Origin of the sequence: Pelistega europaea (assembly GCF_013133775.1) — a bacterium.
In the GTDB taxonomy this organism is placed as follows: domain Bacteria; phylum Pseudomonadota; class Gammaproteobacteria; order Burkholderiales; family Burkholderiaceae_B; genus Taylorella; species Taylorella europaea.
Map to the genome: position 1 here is coordinate 1 of NZ_JABGBO010000001.1, position 11,500 is coordinate 11,500.

At 36.2% G+C, this 11,500-nt stretch carries 13 protein-coding genes; 9 read left to right on the top strand and 4 right to left on the bottom strand.

Annotated features, from left to right (window positions below):
* Positions 1-106: 106 nt before the first annotated feature.
* Positions 107-874: a hypothetical protein gene (locus HKX40_RS00005; protein ID WP_171587518.1), complete on the bottom strand. Its 768-nt coding sequence runs from the start codon at positions 872-874 to the stop codon at positions 107-109.
* Complete coding sequence (locus tag HKX40_RS00010; RefSeq protein ID WP_171587519.1) at positions 855-1,139, bottom strand: hypothetical protein; 285 nt, start codon at positions 1,137-1,139, stop codon at positions 855-857. The genes HKX40_RS00005 and HKX40_RS00010 overlap by 20 nt, the downstream gene beginning before the upstream one ends.
* A 163-nt stretch (positions 1,140-1,302) precedes the next feature.
* Between HKX40_RS00010 and HKX40_RS00015 the strand changes: the two genes are divergently transcribed.
* Positions 1,303-1,725 carry an HIT family protein gene (locus tag HKX40_RS00015; protein WP_171587520.1) on the top strand — a complete coding sequence of 141 codons (423 nt, stop codon included), beginning with the start codon at positions 1,303-1,305 and terminating at the stop codon, positions 1,723-1,725.
* Between the two features lie 219 nt (positions 1,726-1,944).
* Here HKX40_RS00015 and HKX40_RS00020 read toward each other — a convergent pair whose 3' ends face one another.
* A complete protein-coding gene (locus tag HKX40_RS00020; RefSeq protein ID WP_171587521.1) occupies positions 1,945-2,148 on the bottom strand; it encodes a YqaE/Pmp3 family membrane protein in 204 nt (67 codons plus the stop codon).
* Between the two features lie 211 nt (positions 2,149-2,359).
* A complete protein-coding gene (locus tag HKX40_RS00025; protein WP_171587522.1) occupies positions 2,360-3,310 on the bottom strand; it encodes an NAD(P)-dependent oxidoreductase in 951 nt (316 codons plus the stop codon).
* Positions 3,311-3,522: 212 nt separating this feature from the next.
* Here HKX40_RS00025 and HKX40_RS00030 point away from each other — a divergent pair, with 212 nt between their 5' ends.
* The 8 genes from HKX40_RS00030 (at position 3,523) to HKX40_RS00065 (ending at position 11,431) form a co-directional block, all read left to right on the top strand.
* Positions 3,523-3,936, top strand: coding sequence for a RidA family protein (locus HKX40_RS00030; protein WP_171587523.1), 414 nt, complete (start codon positions 3,523-3,525; stop codon positions 3,934-3,936).
* A gap of 112 nt (positions 3,937-4,048) precedes the next feature.
* Positions 4,049-4,720, top strand: coding sequence for a DUF1028 domain-containing protein (locus HKX40_RS00035; protein WP_171587524.1), 672 nt, complete (start codon positions 4,049-4,051; stop codon positions 4,718-4,720).
* A gap of 21 nt (positions 4,721-4,741) precedes the next feature.
* Positions 4,742-5,725, top strand: coding sequence for a LysR substrate-binding domain-containing protein (locus HKX40_RS00040; protein WP_171587525.1), 984 nt, complete (start codon positions 4,742-4,744; stop codon positions 5,723-5,725).
* Positions 5,706-6,848 (top strand): acetylornithine deacetylase, encoded by a 1,143-nt coding sequence (gene argE / locus HKX40_RS00045; protein WP_246233490.1) that lies wholly within the window; start codon positions 5,706-5,708, stop codon positions 6,846-6,848. The genes HKX40_RS00040 and argE overlap by 20 nt, the downstream gene beginning before the upstream one ends.
* Positions 6,849-7,096: 248 nt before the next feature.
* A complete protein-coding gene (locus HKX40_RS00050; RefSeq protein ID WP_171587526.1) occupies positions 7,097-8,611 on the top strand; it encodes an amino acid ABC transporter permease/ATP-binding protein in 1,515 nt (504 codons plus the stop codon).
* Positions 8,612-8,872: 261 nt separating this feature from the next.
* Positions 8,873-9,730: an ABC transporter substrate-binding protein gene (locus tag HKX40_RS00055; RefSeq protein WP_216605111.1), complete on the top strand. Its 858-nt coding sequence runs from the start codon at positions 8,873-8,875 to the stop codon at positions 9,728-9,730.
* A 42-nt stretch (positions 9,731-9,772) separates the two neighbouring features.
* Positions 9,773-10,639 carry a phytanoyl-CoA dioxygenase family protein gene (locus HKX40_RS00060; protein WP_171587527.1) on the top strand — a complete coding sequence of 289 codons (867 nt, stop codon included), beginning with the start codon at positions 9,773-9,775 and terminating at the stop codon, positions 10,637-10,639.
* A 3-nt stretch (positions 10,640-10,642) separates the two neighbouring features.
* Positions 10,643-11,431 carry a phytanoyl-CoA dioxygenase family protein gene (locus HKX40_RS00065; RefSeq protein ID WP_171587528.1) on the top strand — a complete coding sequence of 263 codons (789 nt, stop codon included), beginning with the start codon at positions 10,643-10,645 and terminating at the stop codon, positions 11,429-11,431.
* Positions 11,432-11,500: the final 69 nt, after the last annotated feature.

The window sequence follows — 11,500 nt, forward strand, 5'->3', positions numbered from 1 at the left end:
TTAAGAATGTTGATGATTTGACTTTCGCTAGTGCGTTTGCTCATGGTAAAACTCCTTTGAAATAAGTTTACGGTAAAGTTCAAAAAAGTTCTACTTTCTTGTTGTCTTAATTTAGGGGATGGCTACACCCCCCTTTATCATTGATTTCAGCCATTCGGAAATAATGCGTTTTAAGATTATTGTTAGAGCCTAATGCAAAAAGGATGTGTTTATTATTCATCATCACAATATTATGAGGATGAATATATTTTTCTTTTTGCTGAAAAGCATATTCAATAATAGGAAATCCATGAAAAGTTAAATAATTTTCTTCTTCATCATAAGTTTCATCACTAGCGCCAATAGAAACTTGATGGTGATAAGTCAATTTAGAATTCATTGAAAAACCTTGACCATCACATGCCAAAGAAGGTGTTTGGGGTATATCAAGATGGTGACTTATATTTTTAGATTGTAAAATACGACATATTGGATTTTTCACTATATCGAAATTTTGAGTAATAATTTGCTGAACTTCTTGTTTAGTAGGCGGTGCCCATCCACCAACAGAGAAATTTTCTAGAGGATAAACCCCTTTTGGCACTGTATCAGGAATAGTATCAGCTTTGATATTTTTCGTATGTCCTACAGAACCTTTTATGGCTGTAGGAGGGTCCTTTTGTTTCCAATAGGGTATTGTTTCAGTAGTGGATGCTGTTTTGTATTTCCATATTCTATTATTATTTTCCGGATTAGGTATTATTGCATCTGCCCAACCAACAAGAGAAATTTTTCCTTCCTTATTTTCAAACTCCCAGTGAAAATTTTCTTTAAATTCAAAAGTTATTTCAGCCATACAGTTTTCATTTTTATGATTAAAAAAAATCTTCATCATGATTACCATTAGTCGTTTTATAGTATTGTTTATCAAGTAATCCAGTGATTTTCTTAATCATATTGGGAACGCTAGCTTCTGAGCTGTTTGGTCCCCCTTTGATATAGATATAAGAAGGGCCACAGTGCCAATTATCATAATAACCTGAAGCATAGATAGTTAAATCTTCTTTTTGAGAATTAGCGACTTTGGTTGGTTTTTCTATTTCAGCTAGAGCATTGGTTTGCAAAATAGGTAGTAAGCAAAGCCATAATGGAAATTTCATTTTTGTCTCCCTTTCATAATATTTTCAGATTGTAAATGATATTTTTGAATAAATCCTCGTAAAAAGAAAGAAGGTATTTTAAATATATTTAGCACGCATGATTGAGTGAAATAAATGAAATTGGTATAGTAGATGTAATCATTAACTTTAGAAGGTGAACATAATGACATATGATAATAACAACGTATTTGCGAAAATCTTACGTGGTGAACTTCCCTCTTTTAAAATCTATGAAGATGAAAAAACTTATGCCATGATGGATATCATGCCCCAGTCTAAAGGTCATCTGTTAGTTCTTACTAAAGAGCCTGCTCCGACTTTTTTTGACTTGTCTGAAGATGGTGCCAAGGCGTGTATTGCTACAGCTAAAAAGATTGCTCCTGTATTGATGAAAGTAACTGGGGCAGATGGTTTAGTAGTATCACAATTTAATTATGAATGTGCAGGTCAAACCGTATTTCATGTGCATTATCACTTAGTACCACATTATATTGGTCAAAAAGTGAGTGATCATGCACGTCAGCAAGGTAATATGGAAGAAATTAAAGCATTAGCAGAACAGCTGGCAAAAGCATTAGCAGATTAAAATTTTTAAAAGAAAAATATAATACAAAAATGCTCCTTGGCGAAAATAAAATTGTTTAACCAAGGAGCATTTGGTGAAGATTAAATGCACAAATAAGCATTTTCTAGCAATCAACCCCCACAGTACTAGCAATCAACCCCCACAGTACTAGCAATCAATCCTATAGTACTAACAATCAATCTCAGCAGTGCTAGCAATTAATCCCTATGGTTTAGCAAATTATTTTAGGGTTGTTTGTTGAGACATAGCTTGTTTGATTTTTTGATCTGTTTTGTATTGGCTTAATGCATAGACAGACCAAATAGCAGCCGGAATCCAACCAATTAATGTTATCTGTAGAATAAGGCAAATAATGCCAGAGAAAGGTTTGCCAATCGTAAAAAATTGAAGCCAAGGTAATAAAAGGGCTAAAATAAGTCGCATGATTATTCCCAAAAAAATTCAGTATTATCGAAAATAAATTAAATCACCGCAATTTTGCTTTTGGGTGAAAATGGGAGAGTTTATGAAAAAATTGCTCTCCCCTTTTATTAGAGGTTTTATTGTTTAGATTTTAAAACAAAAACAACTAATTCTAATTCAAAAGACATAGAATAGAGAAGATATTTTAGGAATAAGCATCCTGGGTAAAATTCTAACAAATTCTGTTCTGATCTATGCCTTTTAGGTTGTTATTAATATTACTTTCTAGAATTGCAAATAATCGTTTTTTAGCTTCTTCTGTTGCCCAGGCAATATGAGAGGTAATAATTAGATTGGGATGATTGAGTTGCAATAATGGGTGGTTTTCTGATGGGGGTTCTTCGCTGAGAACATCAGCCCCAAAACCGAATAATTTTTCTTTTTTTAGTGCCTCTATCAATGCTTCTTCATCGATAAGTCCACCGCGAGATACATTTACTAGAATGCTGGTAGGCTTCATCCAAGATAAGACTTCAGCATTAATAATTTTTTGGGTAGAGGGATTTAAATCACAGTGCAGGGAAAGAAAATCGGCTTGTCGAATAGATGTTTCAAAAGGAACAAACCCTTCTTGACATGTTTCACCCTTACGTGCACTAAAAATTACTTTCATACCAAATGCTTGTGCTTTTTTTGCAAGCGATTGTCCAATTTCTCCTTTCCCTATAATTGTTAAGGTTTTTCCTTGTAGTTCATACATAGGAGCAGTAAAAAAGCACACTTTTTGGCTGCGAGACCAATCTTTAGAAATCACATTTTTGTGTAGCACATTAAATTGACGGGCAAGATTTATCATCAACATAAAAGCATGTTCGGCAACGGCATCGCCAGCATAATGATGAATATTACATACTTTTACTCCTCTACTTTGTAATAAAGGAATATCAACATGGTTGTATCCTGTTGAGGATAGTGCAAGAAGTTTTAGATGAGGATTGTTATTTAGGACCTTTTCATTAACAATAAGACTACTAATAATTAATACATCTTGGTTATGTACTTTTTGTTCAAATTCTTCTTGTGTTAAGTTGTCGAATTCCGTGTAATTTGTTGGAAAATCAAAGTTAAAACGGAGTGGTAATAGCACAGATTTTTGTGCACATGTAATATTTAAAGTATGCATTATTTGCTCTCTTATAACACGCTACAATCAAACCTATTTTTGCATAAGATATTTCATCATACCTTGTAGATTGAAAAAATATTAATAAAAAAAAACCTAATTAATAACAAGGAAAATGAAAATTGCCTTAATACAGATTTGATTCATACTGTTAGCAATTAATTAGTTGAAGATTGGCCCATAAAAGCCGTTTTATCAAAAAAGGAATTGCTATGAAACATACTCGTATTCGTACATTTAATACAAAAGATACTTATCCAGAACAAAATCTAGATAACGACTTATGCCAAACTGTTGTGGCACAAGGAAAAATGGTTTTTTTAAGAGGTCAAATAGGCCAAAATTTAGACACTTCTGAAAGTGTATGTATAGGAGATGCAGAAGGGCAAGCTGAACAAGCTATGGCAAATATTAAAATGCTTTTAGAAGAAGCTGGAGGAGAGTTAGAGGATATTTGCAAAATTACTATTTATATCATTGATCCACGTTATCGTGAGAAAGTGTATCGCGTAGTGGGTAAATGGTTAAAAGGTGTTTATCCAGTATCAACAGGTATTGTTGTCTCTGCTTTAGCGAGACCAGAATGGCTAGTGGAAATTGATGCAACAGCAGTGATTCCAGGCTAATAAAATACCCATCTTACCTTACAAGATGGCATTATCTCTCATAAAAAGCGATTGATTGACTTATAGTTAGTCAACGAAATGGGGAAATTGTTCTTACTATAAAGGATAAGTTATGACTTTTTCTATTATTGCACGCTGTAAAAAAACAGGGCAATTCGGGGGTGCTATTTGCTCGTCATCTCCTGCGGTGGCGGCAAGATGCCTACAAGCTAAGGCAGGAGTTGGTGTAGCTGCCTCACAAAATATAACAGATCCGCATCTGGCTATTGTGATGTTGGATATGATAAAGTATGACATAACTCCTGAAGAAGCCATCAATGAATTAGTGAAAGATACAGAGTTTATTGAATATAGACAACTGTCTTTGATTAACTCAGATAAAAAACCCTCTGCTTTTAGTGGACAATATACCTTGGGGGTCCATGCCCAAAGTATAGGGGATAATGCCGTATGTGCAGGTAACTTACTTGCTAATGAGACAGTCCCTCAACAAATGTTGAGGGCTTTTGAAGCAGCAGAAGGTAGTCTTGCAGAAAAACTCATGCAGGCATTAAAAGCAGGTGCTGAAGCAGGAGGAGAAGCGGGACCTATTCATTCGGCAGGGTTAATGGTTGTTGATAAAGTACCATGGCCAGTGATTAATCTTAGAGTCGATTGGTCAGATAATCCCATAACAGATTTATATCAGTTATGGAAATTATATGAGCCACAGGTAGAAGATTATGTCATTAGAGCCTTGAATCCAGCTAATTCACCGAGTTATGGCGTCCCTGGTGATGAATAGTTGATAATTTAAGGATGTCCCGTGTTAAGCCGTATTTCATTGCGCCAAATGCAATATTTTGTTGCGACAGCAGAAAGTGGAAGTATTATTATTGCTTCTGAAAAAATACATGTTTCTTCGCCGTCTATTTCTGCGGCCATTGCGCATATTGAATCCGAGCTACAGGTACAACTCTTTATACGTCAACACGCAAAAGGACTTATTTTGACCCCGATTGGGGAAAAGGTCGTACAAGAATGTAAGTTAGTTTTGGATCAAGCCAACAAACTTTATTCTTTAGCAGCGGATTTTTCAGGATCTATTCAAGGTCCTTTAAGGTTAGGTTGTTTTACTGCTTTTTCTGCCATGGTATATGCTGAAATTATTCATGGTTTTAGTAATCTATATAAAAAAGTGACTTTAACCTTATGTGAGGATGATCAGCTAGTATTACTAACTAAACTCATCAATAATGAATTAGATGTGGCATTGACCTATGATTTAAATATTGATGAGGATTTAATACATTTTGAGCCATTGGCATCCTTACCTCCACATGTATTAGTGAGTGAAGCCCATCCATTAGCCAATAATGTAGCCGTTAGCTTAGAAGAGCTAGCAGAAATTCCCATGGTCTTGCTTGATATGCCTTATAGCAATGATTATTTTATTTCTCTTTTCCGTAAACATAAGTTAAGTCCACAGATAAAGTATTCTTCACGATATGTGGATGTTGTTCGGTCAATGGTAGCCAATAATTTGGGATATACCATATTGAATGTGCGACCAAGAAATAATTATTCATTAGATGGAAAAAGACTGGTTAGATTGCGTCTCTCAGGAGAGCATAGACCCATGCAGCTGGGACTTGCTACTGCAAAAAATGCCACACTGAATACAGTGACACAGGCCTTTATCAGCCGTTGTAGAGCTTTTATTTCTAACCAGTATATTCCGGGAATGGCTGACAGCAGATTTTATGACCCTCATATTAAACAAAAATTTGATGATGAAATTGATGAATGATAGCGTAGAGTTACTTAAACAACTCATACAGTATGACACAACCTCCTATAAGAGCAATTTGGATTTGATTCAGCATGTCAAAAACTTATTAGAGCAAAATGGTATTACTGTCACCCTAAATTTTAATGAGGCTAAAAATAAAGCGAATTTATTGGCAAGTATTGGTCCTTTACAAGAAGCTGGCATCTTACTCTCAGGTCATTCTGATGTAGTACCCGTAGAGGGGCAACAATGGGATACTCCACCTTTTCAAGCAGTTCTAAAAGATCAGAGAATATATGGCAGAGGTACTGCGGATATGAAAGGATTTTTGAGCTGTGCTATTGTTGCTATGCTAAAAGCAAAAGTTAAAAGGCTTACAAGACCATTACATTTATGTATTTCTTACGATGAAGAAATTGGTTGCATCGGTGTAAGAGGTATTTTAGATCATTTAACACAAACTTTAACTCCCCCATTATTTTGTGTTATTGGTGAACCTACAATGATGCAAATCGCTCTAGCTCACAAAGGAAAAGCTGTCTTTAAGGCTAGATGCTGTGGGCAGGAGGGGCATTCCGCCTTAGCGCCTCACTATACTAATGCTATTCATGTTGCTAGCAGTCTTGTACAAGCTATTCAACAAGTTCAGGCTTCTTTACAAACTCAAGGACATCAAGATCAAGGGTATGATGTGCCCTATTCTACGGTACATGTAGGAAAGATTGCAGGAGGTAGTGCCTTAAATATTGTGCCCAATGCTTGTACTGTTGATTATGAAATTCGCTATTTAGCACAAGATAATTACCAAGATATACAAAAGAATATTACTTCTCATATTGCAAAGGTATGGGAGAATTATGTTGACATTGAGGAAATCAATCAGTACCCAGGATTAGCAACATCAAGAACTATTCAAGCTGTAAAGTGGCTACAGGATGTTTTACCAAAAGATACCTCCCTAGGCAATATTTCTTTTGGTACAGAGGGAGGGCTATTTCAAGCAGCCCTAAACAGTCCCGTTGTTGTATGTGGGCCAGGAGATATTGCTGTAGCTCATAAGCCCAACGAATATGTGGATATTGAGCAGTTAGCACGTTGTGATGTGTTTTTAGAAAAATTGATAGCAAGTATTGCTGCTTAACATGATAGCCATGCTGAGTGGTGAAAAGTGTTGTTTTGAATAGCAAATATCGAATCATAGCTTAGATAGATTAAAAATTTATCTAAGCTATTTTTTATGGTGTAAGAAAAGCCTTTTGAAATCAGAAAATTATTCTTTCATAAAAGTGGTTTTGAAAAACTGCATCATTGCATCAAATCTTCAAACTTCATTATTCAGACGATTTCCGTTATAACAAAACTATTGACATATTAAAAAGGAGTTTTTTTATGGAAATGGATTGGGGCTATGCGCTAGGACTGTTGTGGGACAAAAATTTTTGGTCTGCTACATTAACAGTCATAGAGCTCAGTATACTGGTTTGGCTAATTGGTATCCTATTAGGTTTTTTATTGGCTTTAGCAAAGCAATCGAAATTTAAAGTACTAGCCTACTGTAGTGAGTTATATATCTGGTTTTTTAGAAGTTTGCCGCTATTAGTATTATTGGTATTTGTGTATAACTTACCACAGATTCTTCCATCAACAAGTGTAGTTCTAGCATCTCCTTTTATTGCAGGATTGATTGCCATGACATTAAGTGAAGCAGCATATATTGCGGAAATCCATCGAGGGGGCTTAAATTCTGTACCTAAGGGGCAAATTGAAGCAGGTAAAGCATTGGGGATGAAATATGCGGGTATTCAGCGGCTAATTGTTATTCCACAAGCTTTTCGTATTGCCTTGCCTTCTTTGGGTAATGAATATGTCTCTATTGTAAAACTCACTTCTTTAGTTTCTGTGATTTCATTAACAGAAATTCTTTTGGTAGGACAGAGGTTATACACACAAAATTTCTTGGTTTTAGAAACCATGTTAGCTGTGGCTTTTTATTATGTGCTTATTGTGACAGTATTTGGCTGGCTAATCCATTATTTTGAACAGCGCATTGATATTACCAAAAAAAATCCAGGGTTATTGAGCAAAACTGATCCTTTGCTTCATCTACCCAAAGCGGCTATAGGCATGCGTAAATTAATTAGCCCTGCGAAACAAGGGGAATATGCTTTGGAAGCTATAGACATTCATAAGTCTTATGGAAATCACGAAGTGCTTAAAGGCATTAATTTAAAAGTAAAATGGGGTGAGGTTATTTCCATTATTGGGCCGTCAGGATCAGGTAAAACAACTTTTATCCGTACGTTAAATGGCTTAGAGTCCTTGAATAAAGGAACGGTTAATTTGCTTGGGCAACCTTTCTTGAAAGATCAAGACATCACAGAGCGTTCCCCAGAGTATAAAAATCAAATTATCCATGTAGGTATGGTTTTCCAAGGATTTAATTTATTTCCCCATAAAACAATACTGGAAAATGTGATGTTGGCTCCTCTTTATCATCAACGAGGTTCCTTATTAGATTGCAAACTTAAAGCAATGGCGATGTTGGAGAAAGTCGGGCTAAAAATGCATGCTAATAAATATCCACATCAATTATCTGGAGGGCAACAACAAAGGGTTGCTATTGCACGAGCCCTGGCTATGGATCCTGATGTGGTGCTGTTTGATGAACCGACTTCAGCTTTGGATCCTGAGCTTGTCAATGAAGTCTTAAAAGTGATTGAAGAGTTGGCAAAGGAAGGACTAACAATGATTATTGTGACACATGAAATGCGATTTGCATTTCAAGTTTCTGATCGAGTTGTATTTATGGAAAATGGTCATGTGGTTGTAGATGATAAACCCGATGTTCTACAAAATATGGCACATGAACGTTTACAGCAATTTATTCATAATAATCAAAATTAAACCTGTTGTTTATTCATAATTTTATTTTTTAGATAAAATTTTCTTCAGAACCCTTCTTATGATTTGAATCAAAGAAGGGTTTTTATTTGACTTTAACAATATGCCAATTAGATAAGAAAGAGCAGAAAAACAGTGATATTGCCATTCTTACTAAAATATTAATTATTGATTAAAAAAATCCAAATTGGATTCTTTTTTCATAAGGTCTATAGTCAATCATAAGGAATTTTCCATTATTCACTCACTCTAAGAGGTGCACTTATGTTGACTTATGCCAAAACGCTATTTCCTATGCTGTTGCTGCCTTTTTTATTAACAGCTTGTAATGATGAACAGTCTTCTAAAGAAAAAGTTGCAGAGACAGCTCAGACTCAACCAGCAGCAGAGAAAAAGGTTATTAATGTGGGGTCTGATATGACTTTCCCTCCATATGAGTATCTAGAAGATGGAAAGCCTAGCGGTGTCGATATTGAAATTATGAATAAGATTGCTGCCTTGGATGGTTCAGAAGTGAACTGGATGGATACAAGATGGGCAAATTTAATTCCTGGATTGAAAGGTAAAAAATTTGATGTGCTATTTTCTTCTATGTATATCACTAAAGAGCGCCTAGAACAGATTGACATGATTCCTTATTATAAAACGGATATTTCTTTGTTAGTGAGGGGTGATGCAACAATCGCTCCTAAAGGACCGGGAGATCTTTGTGGTTTAACGGTAGGAACCATGAAGGGAACAGCTTTTGCTAATCAAGTACAAAAAATTTCAAAAGAAGTGTGTGTTGATAAAGGAAAACCTGGGTTGACAGTAAGAGAGTTTGAAACCTCTCCTCAAGTAACACAGGCGTTGCTCGCACATGCTGTAGAGGTGCAATATGATGATGCAGCTGTCATGATGTCAGCTGTGAAACGATTGGGTGATAAAGTCAAAATCACCTCTACTGAAGAGTTTTTCCCCATTGTAGGTGGTATTGGAATTCGTAAGGGCGATACTGCCACTTATACCTTATTAAATGACGGTATAAAAAAATTAAAAGCATCTGGAGAATTCCAAAAATTATTATCTAGTTATGGCTTAAAAGAGCCTACTGAAGACGATATTGCAAACCTTACTAAGTAATTATTTTTTAGACCTATACCCCCATCATTAGGAGTGCATATTATGTTAAGCCAACAACAAATTGATAGTTATCATAAAAACGGTTTTTTAGTGGTAGAAAATGTTTTTTCTGCTGATGAAGTAGCTATTTTGCTTAAACAATTAGAAGCCTGGGTAGATGAAAGTCGCCAACATACTCAAGCTTATGGAGAAACTATAGATGGTCGTCCAAGATTTGATGTTGATCCAGTAGATCATCGTGCAGATCACCCATCTCTTCGACGTATTAGCTCTCCAACAGAAATTTCAGAGGATTATGCAAAAGCTGCTTTGCAATCAAAAATGGCAGAAATGGCAGGTCAATTAATTGGAGGAAGCGGCACTCGTTTTCATCATAGTAAGATTAATGCCAAATTACCTCATACAGCAACAACTGTGAAATGGCACCAAGATTTTCCTTTTACTCCTCATACAAATGATGATTTAGTGACTTGCTTATTGATGCTAGGGGATGTCACTGCAGATAATGGTCCTTTGCAAGTGGTACCTGGAAGTCATCGAGGGGAACTATATTCTCACTGGCAAAACGGTCAATTCACTGGCATGATTGAAGATTCTGTTGAGAAAGCACAATGTCAGACATATGAGTCTTGCATAGGGAAAGCAGGGACTGTTTGCTTCATGCATACGCGAGTATTGCATTCTTCTGCTGCCAACAATTCAGAGTTGCCTCGCAATCTTTTCATTACTGTTTATGCTGCTGAAGATGCTATGCCACTTGCTTATAATCCTTTACCAAGCAAGCATGAGGGAACTCTTGTATATGGTAAGGAGAGTGGATTAGTCAGAATGTCTGCTAACACTCTTAAATTGCCTCCTAAACCAAAAGGAGCCTCTTTCTTTGTACAACAAGCTGGTATGGAGAATTAAAGAATGTTAGAGCATGCAAGGCAGGATTTTGCCAGAGATGGTGTGGTTGTTTTAAGAGGCTTCTTTAAAGATTGGATTACGTTACTAAGAGAAGGTGTTGCTTATAACGAAAAAAATCCAGGGAAATGGTTTAGAAACTACACTCCAGATGTAAAAGATGGTCAGTTTTGGGGTGATTATTGTAATTGGGCTTCTATTCCTGAATTTAAAGATTTTGTAGAAAACAGTCCTGCTGCAAATATTGCAAAAGCAGTAATGGGGTCACAGCATGCTCGTATTTTTCATGAACATGTATTGGTAAAAAATGCAGGCGCTACCAAAATTACCCCTTGGCATCATGATGGACCTTATTACCCTGTGGCGGCAAAACAAACCTTAAGTATGTGGATACCTCTAGATCCTGTTGCCAGAGATTCTACTATTGAATTTGTGGCTGGATCGCATTTATGGGGTAAAGAGTATACTCCACAGAGTTTTAATGGTGAGTACTTCCAGCAAAGAATGCAAACAGAGCGTTTGCCTGATATTGAAGCTGAACGTGATAAATATACTATTCTAGGATGGGAGCTTGAGCCTGGTGATGCAGTAGCTTTTGATTATCTCACAGTACATGGTGCTCCTGGTAATGCTTCTCAGCAAGTAGCACGACGGGTAGTCTCTTTTCGTTGGTTAGGAGACGATGCTGTCTATGTTAACCGTGGTGGTAGGACATCCCCACCCTACCCCCATTTGGTAGATAAACTCCAGACAGGAGACCCACTACCTGATGAGGATTTTCCTATCATCGTATAGTACATGTTTTAATGTACTGCTTTAAACACGTTATGTTATTCCCCTAGCATAGCGTGTTTTTATAGCGAA

Coding starts and splice junctions, on each gene's coding strand:
- HKX40_RS00015 (WP_171587520.1), top strand. CDS start 1,303: ATGACATATGATAATAACAACGTATTTGCGAAAATCTTACGTGGTGAA.
- HKX40_RS00050 (WP_171587526.1), top strand. CDS start 7,097: ATGGAAATGGATTGGGGCTATGCGCTAGGACTGTTGTGGGACAAAAAT.
- HKX40_RS00005 (WP_171587518.1), bottom strand. CDS start 874: ATGATGAAGATTTTTTTTAATCATAAAAATGAAAACTGTATGGCTGAA.
- HKX40_RS00060 (WP_171587527.1), top strand. CDS start 9,773: ATGTTAAGCCAACAACAAATTGATAGTTATCATAAAAACGGTTTTTTA.
- HKX40_RS00065 (WP_171587528.1), top strand. CDS start 10,643: ATGTTAGAGCATGCAAGGCAGGATTTTGCCAGAGATGGTGTGGTTGTT.
- HKX40_RS00035 (WP_171587524.1), top strand. CDS start 4,049: ATGACTTTTTCTATTATTGCACGCTGTAAAAAAACAGGGCAATTCGGG.
- HKX40_RS00030 (WP_171587523.1), top strand. CDS start 3,523: ATGAAACATACTCGTATTCGTACATTTAATACAAAAGATACTTATCCA.
- HKX40_RS00020 (WP_171587521.1), bottom strand. CDS start 2,148: ATGCGACTTATTTTAGCCCTTTTATTACCTTGGCTTCAATTTTTTACG.
- HKX40_RS00055 (WP_216605111.1), top strand. CDS start 8,873: ATGTTGACTTATGCCAAAACGCTATTTCCTATGCTGTTGCTGCCTTTT.
- HKX40_RS00025 (WP_171587522.1), bottom strand. CDS start 3,310: ATGCATACTTTAAATATTACATGTGCACAAAAATCTGTGCTATTACCA.
- HKX40_RS00010 (WP_171587519.1), bottom strand. CDS start 1,139: ATGAAATTTCCATTATGGCTTTGCTTACTACCTATTTTGCAAACCAAT.
- argE (WP_246233490.1), top strand. CDS start 5,706: ATGATGAAATTGATGAATGATAGCGTAGAGTTACTTAAACAACTCATA.